Here is a 17,415-nt window from a genome sequence, read left to right on the forward strand (position 1 = left end):
CACGGCAGATCGCTGCGGTATCGGGTCCGTCAGCGGTGGGTGTCGACTCGTTCGATCCGGCCGCCCAGGGACCGCACCTTCTCGAGAAAGTCGGGGTAGCCGCGGTCGATGTGGAACACCTCGCAGACCTCCGTCACGGCGTCTCCACACATCCCTGCGAGGACCAGGCCCGCGCCGGCGCGGATGTCACTGGCCCACACGGTGGCGGAGTCGAGTCGTTCACGCCCTCGGATCTTGGCGTGGTGACCATCGGTCTCGGCATCCACCCCCATCCGCACCATTTCCTCGACAAAGCGAAAGCGTGCCTCGAAAAGGTTCTCGGTGATCACGGACGCGCCGTCCGCCACTGAGGCCAGCGCGATCGCCATCGGCTGGAGATCGGTGGGGAAACCGGGGAACGGCAGGGTCCGGACATCCCGCGCCCGGGGGCGACCCTCCTGCGTGACCCGCACCCAGTCCGATCCGGTCGAGACCTGTGCCCCCGCACCGCGGAGGTTCTCCAGTACCACGTGGATGAACATGGGATCGATGCCGGTGACGGTCACGTCTCCCCGTGTCATCACGGCCCCCATCGCCCAGGTGGCGGCGACGATCCGGTCCCCGATCACCCGGTGGCTGACCGGGCTCAACGACTCCACGCCCTCGATGGTGATGGTGCTCGTCCCGGCCCCGCTGATCCGGGCACCCATCTTCGACAGCAGGTCACAGATGTCGACGATCTCCGGCTCACGGGCGGCGTTGACCAGGGTCGAGGTCCCCCTCGCCAGGACCGCACCGAACAGGAACGTCTCGGTGGCACCGACGGACGGGAACGCCAGGGTGTACCTGGCCCCCGTGAGTTCGGTGGCCTCGGCGAACAGTCGGCCGTGATCCATCCTCGTGGTGGCGCCCAGCTTCTCGAGCGCCTCGCGGTGCCAGTTGAGCGGCCGATCGCCGATCGCATCACCCCCCGGCATCGCCAGTTCGGCCCGGTGGTAGCGACCGACCAGTGGACCCAGGATGCAGACGGACGCCCTGAGCCTCTGGGCGGCCCGGTCATCGGATACGTGCCCCAGATCCGCAGGTGTGTCGATCGTGACCGTGCCGCCCGAGATCTCGACGGTGCACCCGAGATGGCGCAACACGTCCGCCATCGCGGGCACGTCGGAGATGTCCGGGCAATTGGTCAGCGTGGTGCGCCCCTCAGCCATCAGCGCGACCGCCATCAGCTTGAGCACGCTGTTCTTCGCTCCGGAGACAGAGACCTCACCGGCCAGTCTGGTTCCGCCGGTGACGAGGAAGCTCTCCTCGCGGGACGTGGGGTTGCCGCTCACGGTGTCCACCTTAGGCGAGATCCGGGAGCGATCAGCGCAGCCCGGGTCTGCCCGGGGACGACGCGACCACTCCGGCCGGACCTGGCGACCGTTCAGCCGGGACCGGGAGTCGGCGCGCGAGTAGGTTGGCGTCATGGCTGTGCATCTGACCAAGATCTATACCCGGACCGGCGACGACGGCACCACGGGGCTGTCCGATTTCTCCCGGGTGAGCAAGAACGACGCCCGACTCCACGCCTATGCCGAGTGCGACGAGGCCAATGCCGCCCTCGGGGTAGCCCTGACCTGCGGCGATCTCGACGTCCGGGTCGCGCACGTACTCCGGGTCGTGCAGAACGACCTCTTCGACGCCGGGGCCGATCTCGCCACCCCGGTGGTGGAGGCCCCCGAGTACCCCCCGCTGCGGATCGAGCAGTCCTACATCGACCGACTCGAGGGCTGGATCGACGAGTTCAACGCCGACCTTCCCGACCTGACCTCGTTCATCCTGCCCGGTGGCACCCCCGGCGCCGCGTACTTGCACGTCGCCCGGACGGTGGCAAGGCGCGCCGAGCGAGCGGCCTGGGCCGCTGCGGACGCCCATCCCGAGACCACGTCCGTATTGCCGGCGAGGTACCTCAACCGACTGTCGGACCTGCTGTTCGTGCTGGGAAGGGTGGCCAATCCAGAGGGTGACGTCCTTTGGGTCCCCGGAGGCGAGCGCGGCTGACGGAGCCGAGTTCAGGAGGACGCCGAGTGCAGGAAGTCGCCGAGTTCGAGAACACGCCGGGTCAGACGAGCCGGAGCCCCGGACGGGCACACCGACCGTCGATCAGGGCAGGACGCCCATCCTCCGCGCCGCGTTGACCGCCTCGAACCGGGTGTGCGCGTCGAGCTTGCGCATCACCGAGCGCAGGTAGCTCTTCACTGTCTCCGCGCCGATTCCCATGTCGGCGGCCGTCTCGATGTTGGTCTTCCCCTGCGCGACGCAGGCGAGGACGTCGAGTTCGCGGCGGGACAAACGAGCCGTCGGCATCTCCGGCGGCGGGGAGACCATCTCGGCGCAGATCCGTTCGAGCTCGGCCCGTACGTCCGGATCCTCGGTCCGCGAGGCCAGCATCCTCAGTCGCGCGTGGGTGTCGCGCATCCGCTCGTTGGACAGGACGTCATCCCAGCGCCCCTCCCCCGCACCCGGCCCCATGGGGGAGGCGCCACGGGCGGCGAGCGCGTCGTTGACCGCGATCTCCTGCTCGAGCGCACGCGCTGTGACCGCCATCTGGTTGAGGACCTTCTCGCCGAACCGGACCGAGGAGTGAACGCCGGCGTAGAGGACCGCTCGCACGTCCTTGCCCACCACGACCGGGATGGCCGCCATCGAGCGCAGCCCCTCGGACAGAACCGGGAGGTCGTACTCGTGGGTGATCACCCCGGCCCGCGGGTAGTCGGCCACCCCGACCGGCTTGCCGGTGGCCATGACCCGACCGCCGACGCCGGCGCCGTAGTGGACGGTGAGGTCCTTCATCGCCGAGGTGCGCATTCCGAGGGACTCGGACAGCACGAGGGTGTGGCCTTCGCCGACGACCCCGCCGATCGTCACCGGGATCCCGGTGGCCTCCCGCAGGGCCGAGATCGCGCTGCGCACGGATGCCAGATCGCGCCGTCGACGCTGCGCATCGCCCGCAGCACTCCCGGCTGCACCACGGCCGGCGTTCTCCTCGTCCATGAGGTCTCCTCCCACGTCCGTGACATACCCCCACCGCGAGTAGGGGACGACCCCCCGCAAGTGCCACACATCACCATCGTCAGCGTCACTATACGCACGTGGCCGGGCTGATGCCGACCCCAGGCGGACGCCACCGACCGACAACCCCGGGGGTGCCGTGACCGGCTTCCCAACCGGAGTGCACTCAGGGAGTGAAAGCTGGATCGAATGCCTCGGGATCCTCGGGATCCGCCAGCATCGCGGCCGCTCCTGTGAGTGGTGCGGCACGCTGTTCGTCGTAGATCCACTCCTCGACGTCACTGGAGTCCGGGTCTCCCACCAGGTACGGGTGCAGGCCCAGATCGGCGTCCGCGTCGACCGCCTCCCCCGGGGCGAGCACCGCGTCGCCGAGGAACGCGCCCACCTCGTCGTCGTCGAGATCGACGCCGATCATCACCACGCCCTCGGCGCCCTGTCCGCCCGCCCGGAGCTCGAGTCTGCGCCCCACCAGGGCCACCTCATACCGTCGCTGACCATCGGCGGTGGACAGTGTCACCGTTCCCTTGGCGCGGTAGACGCCGGCCGGCGGCGAGGCGAGCGCGGCGAGGAACCGTCGGGGATGCAGGGGCCCGGCCGGGGTCACGGTGAGGGCCCGGTAGCCGTCGTGGAGGTGCGAGTGGTCGTGGAGATGCGAGTGGTCGTGGGTCCGGGCCCCGCCGTCCACAGGTCCCGTGCCGTCCGCCGACCCCGGGTTCCCCGCCGCCCCGGTGGCGACGGGCCGATCCGGTTCCATCCCCAGAAGCAGACCCGTCGGCACGGCCGCCCGGACCGCGGGCAGCACGGCGACCCGGGGGGCGTGCCGGCGGATCGTCTCGCGGACCCGGTCGAAGTGCCCGCGGTCCACGAGGTCGCACTTGTTGACCACCACGAGATCAGCCTCCGCCAGATGCGCCGCCAACCTCGGGTGCCGTGCCATGGCGTCGTCGAGTCCCTCGGCGTCGACCACCTGGACCATCCCCGCGTGCCGCACGACCTCGCGCGGCACCTCGTGGACCATCCGTGACAGGACCGCCGGCTCGGCCAGACCGCTGGCCTCGATCACCGCCAGGTCGAGCCCGTGGTCGGGTCCGGCCAGCCGGGCCAGAGCGTCGCCCAGTTCGCTCGCGTCGACCTCGCAGCAGACGCACCCGTTGGCCAACGAGATCATGGAGTCCACACGCCCGGCGACCGAGGTGGCGTCGACGTCGATCTCGCCGAAGTCGTTGACGATCGCGGCGATCCGCAGCTCCGGCGCGCCGGACAGCAGGTGGTTGAGCAGCGTGGTCTTGCCGGCACCGAGGTAACCGGTGAGGACCACCACGGGCAGGGGCTCACCGGGGCCGCGGCGCGCGTCCGCGCTCCCGCCACCGACCCCGGCGAGGTGCCCGTGCGTGGGCTGCTCGCTCAGCGACGCCACTCGGGCTTCCGCTTCTCGGCGAACGCCGACATGCCCTCGGTCTGGTCGTCGGTGGCGAAGAGCGCGTAGAAGGCGTTCTGTTCGGCGAGCAGACCCTCCTCGAGCGTGGTCTCGAAGGACCGGTTGACGGCCTGCTTCGCCGCGATGGCGGTGGTCTTGCTCATCGAGGCGATCTTCGCGGCGACCTTCATTGTCTCGTCGAGCAGCTCCGCGGCCGGGACGACGCGGGTGACCAGGCCGGAGCGCTCGGCCTCGTCGGCGTCCATCTGCCGGCCGGTGAGGCACAGGTCCATGGCCTTGGCCTTGCCCACCGCGCGGGTGAGCCGCTGCGAGCCGCCCATTCCGGGGATCACGCCCAGGGTGATCTCCGGCTGACCGAACTTCGCGTTGTCACCCGCGATGATCATGTCGCACATCATGGCCAGCTCGCAGCCTCCACCGAGGGCGAACCCGGACACGGCCGCGATGATCGGCGTGCGAGCGGCGGTGAGTCGCTTCCAGTCGCCGAAGAACCGTTCGAGGTAGATCCCGGGGTAGCTCTTGTCCTTCATTTCCTTGATGTCGGCGCCGGCCGCGAAGGCCTTCTCCGACCCGGTGATGACGATGCAACCGACGCCGGGGTCGGAGTCGAGACGCTCGACGGCCTCGACGACCTCCTTCTCCATGCCACTGCTCAGGGCGTTGAGCGCCTTGGGTCGGTTGAGCGTGATGACCGCCACGCGGTCGTCGCGCTCCACCAGGATGTTCTCGAACTGCTTCTCCGTCACGGTCATCGCGTGCTCCAGTCTGCGTCAGGGGATACTTGGACTTCCTTGTAAAAGCTCCGGGGCCGATGCTAGCCGGTCATCTGGCGAGCGGTCCCCCGTTCCACAGCCCCGACCGTACGGCCTCGCCGTGCTCGACCGTCGCGGTCCTCGCCTCCGGCACCAGCGGCTCGTACCGCACCAGCGAACCCCAGTCCCGCGACCAGTCGTGCTCCAGATAGGTGGGGACGGTCTCGCCGGCCAGGAGCAGCTCGATGAACCCGAGCGGCCCGCCGCCGTCCCAGGCCTGCCAGGTGTTGGTCGAACTCACCGCGAGGTCGCGATCCGGCAACACCCGGTACTCGGGCAGCTCGTGGACGCCGGCGAACTCCTCGAACGGGCGCAGGCAGGGGACGTGGAACGCCACCGCCCAGTCGGGCAGCACCGGTCGCGAGTCCCCGACCAGCTGCTGCATGGTCACCAGTTCCGGCATCCGCGGAGGGGTGACCGCGATCCATCGCGACGGATCCGGGTCGAGGTCGCGCGCCACGAGCCGGATGGCCGTGGCGTCGGAGGGCAGCATGTCGACCGGGACCCGGAGGTTGCGCCAGGACGGCGCCGGGCCGATGTCGATGGGCAGGACGGACCCGGCCGCCACGAACTGCTCGGCGGCGGGGTCGCCGGTGCCGGTGGCGGGGGCGGGTGCGGTGGCGAACTCCACGCGGATCGCGTCCGGCGCGAACGAGCCCGCCACGGCGATCGTGATGAGCGGGTTCTCCTCGTCCCTTTCGGGGTCCCTCGCGGGGAGCCGGTACCAGTCCGTGGTGGTCTCGGCGTTGAACTGCGGGCCGGTCTGGTAGCTGCCGAGCACGGGCACGCGGGCGGGGTCGAGGCCGAAGGGCAGGGCGGCGTGACTGCCGTTGATGCCCTCGCCCGCGCGCACTCCGCCCTCGGTTCCGGCGGTGGTGGCGGTGGCGTCGGAGTCCTCACCGGTGCCCGGGGTGTCGGTGTCGACGGCCTGGGTGGCGGTGAGGTCGGTGGGAATGCCGTCGGGGACGAACTCCACCGGCAGCGCGCCCGCCTCGAGCTGGTCGCGGGGGTCACCGACCGGGACGAGCAGTCCCGCATTGGCGTCGGGCTCGGCCAGCACCATGTCCGCGATGCCGCACGGCTTCCCGGACAGCACCCGGAGGTTCTGGAGGCCGACCGAGTAGGCGGGGTACTGGTTGCGGACCGCCGCGGCCATGGAGGCCACGATGACGACGACGACGAGGGTCGCCGCGAGCCCCAGTGGCGCGTGCGAGACCTCGCGCAGCAGCCGGACCACGGGGCCGCCGACGGCATCGGCCGACCCGGGCCCATCGTGCCGCGCGAACGGCTCCCGGTAGTGCAGGACCAGCGCGATCACGAGCGAGATGAGCATCAAACCGAGGAACACCGAGGAGAACGTGATGCCCGCGATCGACGGCTGGACGCCGCCCCACGGGATCCCGTAGATCGAGATGTACCACCAGCCGTTGGTCGAGGTGAAACTCAACGCCAGGACGAAGAACACCGCGGCCAGGAAGAGCATCCGGTTGCGCAGCGACCGTGTGGCCGCCGGGAGGACGGCCATGGTCACCAGGGCCGCCAGCGCGGCGCCGATCGTGGCGAACGCTCCGAAGTGGTGGGTCCACTTGGTGGGGTTGAGAGCCATGAACGCGATGGACATGGCGGCCAGGCCGACGATCCGTCGGGCCGGCCCCACCGCGACACCGGGGATCCGGCCCTTGCGGAACAGGATCGCGGCGCAGGTGATCAGCGACAGGAACATCGCCAGGACCGCGAACCGTCGGGCCAGTGACCCGTCCGGGGTCGGGTTCATGAGCCACTCGTACCGCCACACCTCCTCGAACCAGCGCCCGGTGGGGCCGACGTCCCCGAGCAACGCCGAGGACTGCAGCGTGGTGACCAGGGGCTGGTCGAGGAAGATCAGGTGGAGCACGCCGAGTCCGGCGGCCAACAGCGGCGCCACAGTCGGGATCCAGCCGTCGCGCCTCGCCCGCCGGATCACCAGTAGCAACAGCGGGCGGGAGGCCGCGATGATCGCCGCGATGCAGAACGTGCCCGTGGGTGCGGCCGAGAGCGTGAGTCCACCGATAATGAAGCCGGTCGCCGCGGGCAGCAGCCTGCCGGTGGCCAGAGCCCGCTCCAGCGAAACCCAGGTGGCCAGGACTCCGAAGGCGACGATCGGCTCCGGGCGCAGACCGTTGTTGTAGGTGAGCCAGAACGCGAGGAACACCGCGGCGGTACTCCACCGGACGGCCGCCGCGCGGCGGGCGGCGATGCCCAGTCGCGGGATCACCTCGCGGGTGAGCAGGACCCAGGACGCGATGCCCAGCAGCAGTGCCGGAAGGCGCAGCCACATGCTGCCCACCGTCAGGGAACTGATCGCCGTGTAAAGGTAGTACGGCATCCCGAACGGGGCGTACGGGGCGCCGTAGTAGCGGAACACCTCCGGCATGTAGCCACTCGAGACCGCGGCACGCGCCTCGGTGAGGATGTACCCGTCATCCGCCGTGTTGGCCCCGATGACGTGCCAGACGAGCAACGTGGCCACGACCACCAGTTCCAGGGGCCGCGGCTTCCACCAGCCGCGCGGGAGCACGCGTCGACCGACACGCCCGTCCCGCAGGTCGAGTCGGTGCAGGGCGACCAGCGCCACGATGATGGCGAGGATCCCCCCCACGATCGCGATCTGCTTGATGACGGTCGCCTGGGTGGTGTAGCGGGAGTCGACGGTGATGTCGACGGACATGCCCTCGGGGGCCGGCCCCTGGAGGTCCGTGAACACCCCGACCACCTGGGGCCGGAGATCCTGGTCTATCCGCCCTCCGGCCTCACGGCCGTCCGACTCGAGACCGACGAACTCCGCGGCGATCGACCCGGAGTCGGCCACGACGCGGATCACCGAGCACGCCCCGGCCGAGGCGACGGCCTCGGTGGGGGCTGACGCGACCAGCACGTTCCGGCTGCGCACCTCGACAGTGGGGCCGGCCACGGTGACCATGAGTGCGCGGGCACCGGCGTTCTCACCCGCCTCCCGCGGCGCGGTGGACACGAGCACCCCGTCCTCACGACCCTGGTCCCGCAACTCCCCGACCGCCGAGCACGGGACCTCGGCCACCAGGTCGAGCGGGTAGTACGCCACGAGCGGCGCCGTCACCGGGTCCAGTGTCCCGGCCTCCGGCCAGCTGATCGTCGAGGTTGTCTGGGTGACCGGGAGCAACGGGACGATGAGAGCGAGGAGGATCCCGAGCAGACCGCTGACCGCGGCGACGATCCCCCACCGGGGTCCTGTGCGGGACCTGTCCGGGGCGTCACGGACCTCGGCGGCAGTCGATGGCATGACGTCCACGCTATAACGAGGAACGGACGTTCCCCGAAACGACGAACGCGCCGGAGGGAAACCCTCCGACGCGCTGTACTCGCTGTGGCCAGAGTCGGGATCGAACCGACGACCTTCCGCTTTTCAGGCGGACGCTCGTACCAACTGAGCTACCTGGCCATAAGACCACCGGCGCATCCGGTGAACACCGAATGCGCCGGTTGTCTCCTGCGACCCTGACGGGACTCGAACCCGCGACCTCCGCCGTGACAGGGCGGCGCGCTAACCAACTGCGCCACAGGGCCGTGCGTTTCGCACGAGACAGAACAGTAATCGACGCTGCCCCCCGGACGCAAATCAGTAGCTCGGCGACGGTCCCGGTGCAGGTCGGCGGGGGGAACTGACCCACGAACGACAGAAGTCCCGGCCACCGACGAACGGTGACCGGGACTTCTCTGCCGAGTACCCCCTACGGGATTCGAACCCGCGCTGCCGGCGTGAAAGGCCGGTGTCCTAGGCCGCTAAACGAAGGGGGCCTGAGCCACGTCCGGGATCGCCGGGCCGCAGCGCAATCGAGTTTAGGGCACGGCCCATCGGACGTCGAAACCAGCCGGGAAAGAGCTGTGCCAGAGCCGCTCCCCGAGGCGCTGCCCAAGGCGCTGCCTGCCGACGCGGACGAGGACGGTATCGTGACCGTCGCCCCTATAGCTCAGTTGGTAGAGCTACGGACTTTTAATCCGCAGGTCGTCGGTTCGAGCCCGACTGGGGGCACCACGAGCCGCCGGCGCGCGATGCAGGACTGACCGCGCCCCCGGCGCTGCATTGGACCTGCCCGCGCCGCACTGGGACACTCGTACCCATGTCCGCACCCACCGCCACCGGCGCGCCCGCCCTGCGCATCGGCCCCCTCGAGCTCGCCTCTCCGGTCGTCCTGGCGCCGATGGCGGGCGTCACCAACGTCGCCTTCCGCACCCTGTGCCGCGAGCTCGAACGTGAGCAGCAGGGCTCGGTGTCCGGGCTCTACGTCTGTGAGATGGTCACGGCCCGGGCGCTCGTCGAACGCCAGCCCGGGACCCTGCACATGGCCACGTTCGCGCCGGACGAGTCCCCCCGCAGCCTGCAGCTCTACACGGTGGACGCCGCGTACACCTACGCCGCCGCCAAGATGATCGTCGACGAGGACCTGGCGGACCACATCGACATCAACTTCGGCTGCCCGGTCCCCAAGGTCACCCGGCGAGGGGGCGGATCGGCGATCCCGTACAAGCGACGGCTGTTCCGCTCCATCGTCGCCGCGGCGGTCCGTGCGACCGAGGGGACCGACATCCCGGTCACGGTGAAGATGCGGGTGGGGATCGACGACGAGCATCACACGCATCTCGACGCCGGCCGCATCGCCGTCGACGAGGGCGCCAGGGCCGTCGCCCTGCACGCGCGCACCGCCGCCCAGCGGTATTCGGGCACGGCGGACTGGTCCCAGATCTCCCGCCTGGTCGAGCACATCGGCGCGGTCTCCGATGTGCCCGTGCTGGGCAACGGCGACATCTTCTCCGCCGATGATGCCGTTCGGATGAGAGAACAGACCGGGTGCGCGGGCGTCGTGATCGGCAGGGGGTGCCTGGGCCGACCGTGGCTGTTCTCGGAACTCGCCGCCACCCTGGACGGAAGGCAGGCCCCGACCCCGCCCACGCTGGGCGAGGTCGCCCGGATCATGTATCGGCACGGCCAACTGCTCGCCGAGCACCACGGCGAGGACAAAGGGATGCGCGACATCCGCAAGCACGTGGCCTGGTACCTGCGGGGGTTCCCGGCCGGCTCCGGCAAGCGGGTCGCCCTGTCGGCCGTCCGCACCCTGGACGATCTCGCGGAGATGCTCGCGGACCTGCCCGCGGACGAGCCGTTCCCCGCCGACGGATACGGCCCCCGGGGTCGACAGGGATCACCCTCCCGTGTCCTGCTACCCGAGGGCTGGCTGGACGATCCGGAGGACGACGCGGTGGCGCTCGCCGGCGCGGACGCCGAGAACTCGGGCGGCTGAACCACACCCCGTCAGACCGGGGCGACGGCGGCGTGCCCGCCTGTTCATATGCCGTTCATCGCCGTGATCGATTGTGCGGTTGACATGCCCGTATGCTGGTTCTCATGCGTCTCGTCTACTCCGAAGAACTCGCGGATCTGGCCACCTCGATGGCCCGGATGTGCTCCCTCGCCACCGACGACATGGAGCTTGCGACCCACGCCCTCCTCCAGGCCGACCTCACGGCCGCCGAGAGGGTTCTCCAGTCCTCGACGGAGATGGCCCGGTTGGCGACCGAGAACGAGGAGCGCGGGTTCGCGCTCCTCGCACTCCAGGCCCCTGTAGCTCGCGATCTCCGGCAGGTGGTCACCTCCATCCAGCTGGTCCAGGACCTCACCCGCATGGGCACGCTGGCGGGTCACGTCGCCAAGATCGTGCGCCGCAGGCACCCGGAGAGCGTCCTCCCCGAGCCCGTCAACGGGTACTTCGCCGAGATGGGCCGGGTCGCGGTCTCCCTCGGCCGGTCGGCCACCGAGGTGCTGCTCAACCGGGACGCGGAGCAGGCGGCGACGCTGGCCCAACAGGATGACGCCGTCGACGACCTCCGCCGCCATCTGTTCACCCTGCTCACCGTCCGGGAGTGGAAGTGGGGGGTGGCGTCGGCGGTCGACGTGACCCTCCTCGGCCGCTACTACGAACGGTTCGCCGACCACGCCGTCGAGGTGGCCCAGCGCGTGATCTTCCTCGCCACCGGTGAGTACGCCACCACGGCGGAAGACGACCCGGAACACTCCCCTGCCTCCAACGAGGAGTTGGTGCGCCGTTTCAACGAAGCCGACCGGTCGTTGACACAGCGCGTCTCAGTGGAGGACGACCGCGACCCCAGCTGACGGCGGTTCCGGCGGCCCCGGCCACCGAGAACCGAGCGCCAACGAGAGGCGCCCCGGCCCCCGCCTCATGGGCGGGCGCCGGGGCGCTCTGCTGTGTGCGGTGACTCAGCCGAAGCGGCCGGACACGTAGTCCTCGGTCTGCTTGTTGTCCGGGTTCGAGAAGATCTTCTCGGTGGAGTTGACCTCGACGAGCTGGCCCGGCATCCCGGTGGCCTCGAGCGAGAAGAACGCGGTCTGATCTGACACGCGCGCCGCCTGCTGCATGTTGTGCGTGACGATCACGATGGTGAACTCGCTCTTGAGCTCGGCGATGAGGTCCTCCACCGCGAGCGTGGAGATCGGGTCGAGCGCCGAACACGGCTCGTCCATCAGTAGGACCTGGGGCTCGATGGCGATCGCGCGCGCGATGCACAGGCGCTGCTGCTGACCGCCCGAGAGCCCGCCGCCCGGCTTGTCCAGACGATCCTTGACCTCGTTCCACAGATTCGCGCCACGCAGCGACTTCTCGGCCACCTCGTCCAGCGTCTTCTTGTTCCTGACGCCCTGGAGCCTGAGGCCGGCGGTGACGTTCTCCTTGATCGACATCGTGGGGAACGGGTTGGGCCGCTGGAACACCATCCCGATGGTCCGGCGGACGGCGACGGGATCCACCTTCTTGTCGTAGATGTCCACGCCGTCGAGCTTGATGGATCCCGTGGCGTACGCGCCCGCGATCTCCTCGTGCATGCGGTTGAGCGAGCGGAGCACGGTGGATTTGCCGCAGCCTGACGGGCCGATGAAGGCGGTCACCGAGCGCGGGGGGACGTGGAGGTCGACGTCCTTCACGGCGTGGAAGTCGCCGTAGAAGATGTCGACGTTCTCGAGGTCGAGTCGCTTGGCCATGACAGGTCCTTACTTGGTCTTCGGCGCGAGCGCCTTGGAAGCGAACGTGGCGAGGACGTTCGCCAGGGCGATGATGATGATCAGGGTGAGGGCTGCGCCCCAGATGCGGTACTGGCCGGCCTCGGTCGGGTTCGACAGCTGGTTGAAGATCAACAGCGGCAGCGAGGCCATGTTCCCCTGGAACAGGTCGTAGTTGAAGCTCGCCGTGTAGCCCACGAGGATCAGCACCGGGGCCGTCTCGCCCATGACGCGGGCGATCGAGAGGAAGACTCCGGAGATCATGCCCGACAGCGCGGTGGGGACCACGATGCTCACGATGGTCTTCCACTTGGGGACGCCGAGTGCGTACGACGCCTCGCGGAGCTCGTCCGGGACGAGCTTGAGCATCTCCTCGGTCGACCGCACGATCAGGGGCAGCATGAGCAGCACCAGCGCGAGGCTCACCGCGAACGCACTGAGCTGGAACCGCAGAACGGAGACCCAGACCCCGAAGATGAAGATGGCCGCGACGACCGAGGGCACGCCGGCGAGCACGTCGACCATGAAGGTGGTCGGCCGTGCGAGCCTCGACTCGGGGTACTCGACCAACATGATGCCCGCGGCCACGCCGAGCGGGATGGAGATGACGGCGGCGATGACCGCCTGGACGAGGCTGCCGTAGATGGCGTGACCCACACCGCCCGCCATCGAGGACGGCGACACGAGGAAGAACGAATTGGTCCACCAGGTGGGGTTGATGACCGCGGGGATTCCCGACTCGATCACCTTATACAGCAGCGCCACCAGCGGGATGACCGCCAGCACGAAGCACAGGGAGAAGACCACCGTCGCCGCCTTGTCCTTCGCCCTGCGGCTGCCGGCGATGGGCAGGAATGTCTCCGAGGGCTTGGCGGGCTTGGCGAGGTCGGACGTTGCCTGGGTCATCAGCCGTTGACCTTTCCACCGGACACGGAGCGTGCGATGAGGTTGACGAAGAAGGTGAGGATGAACAGCACCAGTCCGGCCGCGATGTAGGCGCCGGTGGGCAGCGGGTGGTTGAACTCGGCCGCGCCCGACGCGATCTTCGAGGCGAACGTGAAGCCGCCGTCGAAGAGCGACAGGGTGCCGGGGGCGCTCGCCGCACGGAGGATGATCAGGACCGCGACGGTCTCACCGAGCGCACGCCCGAGCGCGAGCATGGACCCCGCGATCATGCCGGACTTCGCGTAGGGGAAGCACGTCATCCGGATCTTCTCCCACTTGGTCGCACCCAATGCCAGCGCGGCCTCCTGGTGGAGCGAGGGGGTCTGCCGGATGGTCTCGCGCGACATGGAGGTGATGATCGGCAGGATCATGATCGCCAGGACCACTCCGGCGGTGAAGATGGTGCCACCACCGGCGATCGAGACGTTGCCGTCGCCGAAGAGGAAGATCCACCCGAGGTTCTGGTTGAGCCACTCGGACAGGGGGACCAGCCACGGTCCGAGGACGATCAGGCCCCACATGCCGTAGATGATCGACGGGACGGCGGCCAGGAGGTCGATGAGCGCCGACAGCGACCTGGAGAGCCGGGGCGGTGCGTACTGGACGAGGAAGGTCGCGATGCCGATGGACACCGGCACCGCGAGGACCAGCGCGAAGATCGAACTCAGGACGGTCACCCTGAACATGTCGAGGATGCCGAACCTCAGGTCGTCCGGATTGGTCGTGTTCCACTCGGACGAGGTGAAGAAGTTGACGTTGTTCGCCATGAGTGAGGGCGCCGCCTGCATGACCAGGACGATCGCGATCAGCGCGATCAGGGCGACGATGACGCCGCCGGCCGCCACCGTGGCGCTGCGGAAGACCGCGTCCGCGCCCCGGGAGGACCTCCCGGCGAGGAGATCGCTCTTCGCGCTCTTCTCCGGCGAGCTCTCCGACCCCGTGCTGCCGGAGAGCTCGCCGGACTGCCCGGTGCTCCGGTCGGCGTGGCGGTCGACGGATTCGTGAACTGTCATTGGACCTTCAGTCGCTCGGGGGGAGATGGTCGGTCACCGGCCTGCCGAGTTCGGCGGCGGGCCGGTGACCGGTGGATCAGGAGATCTCGGAGATCGCGGTGAGGAGCTGCTCGCGGAAGGCGTCCGGCACGGGGATGTATCCCTCGTCCTCGAGCTGCGCCTGGACGTCCTCCGCCACCGCGATGTTGAGGAACGACCGGACGGCCGCGGCGGTCTCGGGATCCTCGTACGACGAGCAGACGATCTCGTACGTGGGGAGGATGATGGGGTACGCGCCCGCGGACTCGGGGACGTAGAACGACGAGGTGTCGATGACGAGGTCGTTGGTGCCCTCGTTCTCCAGCCGCGCGGAGTCGATGGTCACGCCGGACGTCTCGGCGTTGAGTTCCACACCCTCCGGGTCCGCGGGGGTGATGACCTTGACCATCGACAGGTTCTGGTTCTTGGCGTACGACCACTCGGTGTAGGTGATGGTGCCCGGGGTCTGGCCGATGGCACCGGAGACGCCCTCGTTGCCGCGGGCACCCTCGCCGACCCCACCGGTGAAGGTCTTGCCTGCGCCCTGCGTCCACGCGCCCTCGGAGGCCGCATCGAGGTACTTCTGGAAGTTGTCCGTCGTGCCGGACTCGTCAGACCGGAAGATCACGGTGATGGACTCGTCCGGGAGGTCCACGCCCTCGTTCTCCTCGGCGATCGCCGGATCGTTCCACGTGGTGATCTCGCCGTTGAAGATCTTGGCGAGGGTGGGGCCGGAGAGCTTCAGCTCGACGCCGTCGAGGTTGTACGCCACGGCGATGGGGCCGAACACGGCGGGGATGTTCCACGCCTCGGAGCCGCACCGCTCCTCGGCCGCCGCGTAGTCGGCCTCCTTCAGGGGGGAATCGGATCCACCGAAATCCGTGATCCCGCCGGTGAACTCGCTCACGCCGGCGCCCGAGCCGTTGGAGTTGTAGTTCAGCGTCTGGCCCTCGCAGCTCAGGGCGTAGGAGTTCGCGAAGATCGTCATGGCGTTGTTCTGGGCGGAGGAGCCCGACGCCGTCAGGGTCGGCTTGCCCTCACATTCCGCGCCGGAGACACTCTGCGCCGCGGTGTCGCCGCTTCCGGTGTTGTCATCCGAGCAGGCGGCCAACCCGACGGCGGTGAGGGCGGTGAGGCCGAGAAGAGCACCGGTGCGCTTGAGGTCCACTGAATCTCCTTGTTTCGTCCGGCGGGGAGCCCTCCGGGACACGTCTGTGGTGACTGCAACACAAAGCCGGGCCGATACCGCGACCCGACGAGGACAGAACCTAAGGGCCCGATATGAACGGCCCCGCCGGAGAAGGTGAACTAGAGATGAACTCAGCGGATGCGTCACGAATAGTACGCTTATTCACGTCTCACGCAATGCGACGACCAGGGCATATAGGTGGGCGGCGGGTCGCCTGACCCGACTCCTCACCCCGAGGTGTACGTCACATCGCGGTGCTCGACGGTGAACCCGAGCCTCTCATAGGTCTTGAGGGCAGCCGTGTTGTCGCCCTCCACGTAGAGCACCACCGACTCCGCACCCCGTGGCCCCTCGAGGTGCGCCACCCCGAGCGAGGTGAGCATCCCCCCGAGTCCCCGACCCTGGTCGGCCGGGTCGACCCCGACCACGTAGACCTCACCCTCCACGGGGGAACCGGGCTCGGTGACCGTCTTGGTCCAGTGGAACCCCGCGAGCCGCGGCACCGGTCCCGCGGTGTCGACGGCCAGGAAGATCCCCTCGGGGTCCACCCACTCCACCGCGAGACGCTGGTCGAGCTGCCCGCGGCTCCACCCGCCCTGCTCCGGGTGCCACGAGAAGGCGGCGTTGTTGACGCGGAGGAACTCCTCCCGGACGTCCAATCCGGGCCACCGCGCCCCGCCTTCGGAGACCGCCTCCGCCAGGGTTCCCGTCTCGATCCCCTCGGCGGGGCTCGTCACGGGGAGTGCGGGGCCGTCGGTCGCGCGCCGACGCATCTTGAGGAGCTCTCGGGTGCGCACCAGACCGGCCGATGCGGCGAGCGCTCGCGCGGCCGGCAGGTCGCCGTGCGCCCACACCGCGGCGGCGGGCTCCCACTCGAGCACGGTGCGCACCAGTTCCGAACCGACACCACGTCGACGCTCCCGGGGGGCGACGACCATCTCGGCGGTCGCGTCCCCGCCCTCGCCGGCGAGCTGGGCGTAACCGACGACCCCTCCCCCGTCGCCGCGGATCAGGAGATGGCGGACACCCTGCCCGTCGTCCGACCGGAGGGACCGCATCGGCTGCTCGCCGAGCGGGGGCACCCCGTCCTCGTCGCCGGCCTCACGGGCGACCGCCTCGACCATCGCGGCCGTGGCGTCGTCCACCGAACGCTCGATGGCGGTCATGCGTCTCCCCCGTCCTCCCTGCGGTCGGTCGGCCGGACCGCCTTGTACCCGACGTTACGCACGGTTCCGATGAGGGACTCGTGGTCCGGTCCGAGCTTGGCGCGCAGCCGCCGGACGTGGACGTCGACGGTCCGGGTGCCGCCGAAGAAGTCGTAGCCCCAGACCTCCTGGAGGAGCTGGGCGCGCGAGAACACCCGCCCGGGGTGTTGGCACAGGTGCTTGAGGAGCTCGAACTCCTTGTAGGTCAGATCCAGCGGTCGGCCCTTGACCCGGGCCACGTAGGTCTCCTCGTCGATCACGAGTTCGCCCACCGTGAGCAGTCCTCCGTCGGACTCGCCCTGCGAGGAGTGACGCGCGGCGGACAGTCTGAACCGGGCGTCCACCTCGGCGGGACCGGTGGTCGGCAGGATGATGTCGTCGAGCCCCCAGTCCCCGCTGACCGCGATCAGCCCGCCCTCGGAGACGACCGCGATGACGGAGATCTCCGCGCTCCCCGACAGGAGGCGGCAGAGCGCGCGCGAGGCCGCGAGATCACTCCTCGCATCGACCACGGCGAGCGCGGCACCGGCCAACTCGCCCACGGAGGAGGCGAGGGGCGGGAGCAGCCTGACCGAGTGCGGCAGGAGCGACAGGGCGGGGACCACCGTCTCAGGGTCTGATTCAGCCGTGAGGAGCACTACGTCCATGTGTCGCTTCCTCCTCGTCCGGGCGCCCAGA

At 69.5% G+C, this 17,415-nt stretch carries 14 protein-coding genes and 4 tRNA genes; 4 read left to right on the forward strand and 14 right to left on the reverse strand.

Translation table 11 applies throughout. From position 1 onward, the window contains the following. Positions 1-29 precede the first annotated feature (29 nt). Complete coding sequence (murA, locus tag CEY15_RS15325; RefSeq protein WP_031264392.1) at positions 30-1,313, reverse strand: UDP-N-acetylglucosamine 1-carboxyvinyltransferase; 1,284 nt, start codon at positions 1,311-1,313, stop codon at positions 30-32. 133 nt (positions 1,314-1,446) lie between these two features. Here murA and CEY15_RS15330 point away from each other — a divergent pair, with 133 nt between their 5' ends. Then, on the forward strand, positions 1,447-2,022 hold the full coding sequence (locus CEY15_RS15330) for a cob(I)yrinic acid a,c-diamide adenosyltransferase (protein WP_095719164.1): 576 nt from the start codon (positions 1,447-1,449) through the stop codon (positions 2,020-2,022). A 102-nt stretch (positions 2,023-2,124) separates the two neighbouring features. Here CEY15_RS15330 and CEY15_RS15335 read toward each other — a convergent pair whose 3' ends face one another. From CEY15_RS15335 to CEY15_RS15365, 7 genes are all read right to left on the reverse strand, one after another. After that, positions 2,125-3,015: a LuxR C-terminal-related transcriptional regulator gene (locus CEY15_RS15335; RefSeq protein ID WP_017835259.1), complete on the reverse strand. Its 891-nt coding sequence runs from the start codon at positions 3,013-3,015 to the stop codon at positions 2,125-2,127. A gap of 184 nt (positions 3,016-3,199) precedes the next feature. Continuing rightward, entirely contained in the window at positions 3,200-4,450 is a 1,251-nt protein-coding gene (locus CEY15_RS15340) for a CobW family GTP-binding protein (protein ID WP_095719165.1), read from the reverse strand. Then, positions 4,438-5,223, reverse strand: coding sequence for an enoyl-CoA hydratase (locus CEY15_RS15345; RefSeq protein ID WP_017835261.1), 786 nt, complete (start codon positions 5,221-5,223; stop codon positions 4,438-4,440). The genes CEY15_RS15340 and CEY15_RS15345 overlap by 13 nt, the downstream gene beginning before the upstream one ends. A 70-nt stretch (positions 5,224-5,293) precedes the next feature. After that, entirely contained in the window at positions 5,294-8,581 is a 3,288-nt protein-coding gene (locus tag CEY15_RS15350) for an arabinosyltransferase domain-containing protein (RefSeq protein ID WP_095719193.1), read from the reverse strand. A gap of 85 nt (positions 8,582-8,666) precedes the next feature. Continuing rightward, positions 8,667-8,740, reverse strand: a tRNA-Phe gene (locus tag CEY15_RS15355). Between the two features lie 51 nt (positions 8,741-8,791). Beyond that, a tRNA-Asp gene (locus CEY15_RS15360) sits at positions 8,792-8,865 on the reverse strand. A 158-nt stretch (positions 8,866-9,023) separates the two neighbouring features. Further along, positions 9,024-9,096, reverse strand: a tRNA-Glu gene (locus CEY15_RS15365). Between the two features lie 162 nt (positions 9,097-9,258). On the opposite strand from CEY15_RS15365, the gene CEY15_RS15370 reads away from it, so the two are divergent. The 3 genes from CEY15_RS15370 to phoU all read left to right on the forward strand — a co-directional run bounded on the left by CEY15_RS15370 (position 9,259) and on the right by phoU (position 11,467). Beyond that, a tRNA-Lys gene (locus CEY15_RS15370) sits at positions 9,259-9,334 on the forward strand. A gap of 85 nt (positions 9,335-9,419) precedes the next feature. Then, positions 9,420-10,598: a tRNA dihydrouridine synthase DusB gene (dusB, locus tag CEY15_RS15375; protein WP_017835263.1), complete on the forward strand. Its 1,179-nt coding sequence runs from the start codon at positions 9,420-9,422 to the stop codon at positions 10,596-10,598. Between the two features lie 104 nt (positions 10,599-10,702). Then, the gene (gene phoU / locus CEY15_RS15380) at positions 10,703-11,467 is read left to right on the forward strand and encodes a phosphate signaling complex protein PhoU (RefSeq protein ID WP_095719194.1); all 765 of its coding nucleotides are present in this window, start codon (positions 10,703-10,705) and stop codon (positions 11,465-11,467) included. 105 nt (positions 11,468-11,572) lie between these two features. Here phoU and pstB read toward each other — a convergent pair whose 3' ends face one another. The 6 genes from pstB to CEY15_RS15410 form a co-directional block, all read right to left on the reverse strand. Next, positions 11,573-12,349 (reverse strand): phosphate ABC transporter ATP-binding protein PstB, encoded by a 777-nt coding sequence (pstB, locus tag CEY15_RS15385; protein ID WP_095719166.1) that lies wholly within the window; start codon positions 12,347-12,349, stop codon positions 11,573-11,575. 9 nt (positions 12,350-12,358) lie between these two features. Continuing rightward, positions 12,359-13,273: a phosphate ABC transporter permease PstA gene (gene pstA / locus CEY15_RS15390; protein ID WP_017835266.1), complete on the reverse strand. Its 915-nt coding sequence runs from the start codon at positions 13,271-13,273 to the stop codon at positions 12,359-12,361. Continuing rightward, entirely contained in the window at positions 13,273-14,325 is a 1,053-nt protein-coding gene (pstC, locus tag CEY15_RS15395; protein ID WP_095719167.1) for a phosphate ABC transporter permease subunit PstC, read from the reverse strand. The genes pstA and pstC overlap by 1 nt, the downstream gene beginning before the upstream one ends. A 76-nt stretch (positions 14,326-14,401) precedes the next feature. Further along, positions 14,402-15,511, reverse strand: coding sequence for a phosphate ABC transporter substrate-binding protein PstS (pstS, locus tag CEY15_RS15400; protein WP_095719168.1), 1,110 nt, complete (start codon positions 15,509-15,511; stop codon positions 14,402-14,404). A gap of 248 nt (positions 15,512-15,759) precedes the next feature. Then, positions 15,760-16,698: a mycothiol synthase gene (gene mshD / locus CEY15_RS15405; protein ID WP_095719169.1), complete on the reverse strand. Its 939-nt coding sequence runs from the start codon at positions 16,696-16,698 to the stop codon at positions 15,760-15,762. After that, entirely contained in the window at positions 16,695-17,384 is a 690-nt protein-coding gene (locus CEY15_RS15410; RefSeq protein WP_017835270.1) for a winged helix-turn-helix domain-containing protein, read from the reverse strand. The genes mshD and CEY15_RS15410 overlap by 4 nt, the downstream gene beginning before the upstream one ends. Positions 17,385-17,415 lie beyond the last annotated feature (31 nt).

This window comes from Dietzia natronolimnaea, from assembly GCF_002289575.1.
Classification (GTDB): Bacteria; Actinomycetota; Actinomycetes; order Mycobacteriales; family Mycobacteriaceae; genus Dietzia; species Dietzia natronolimnaea_A.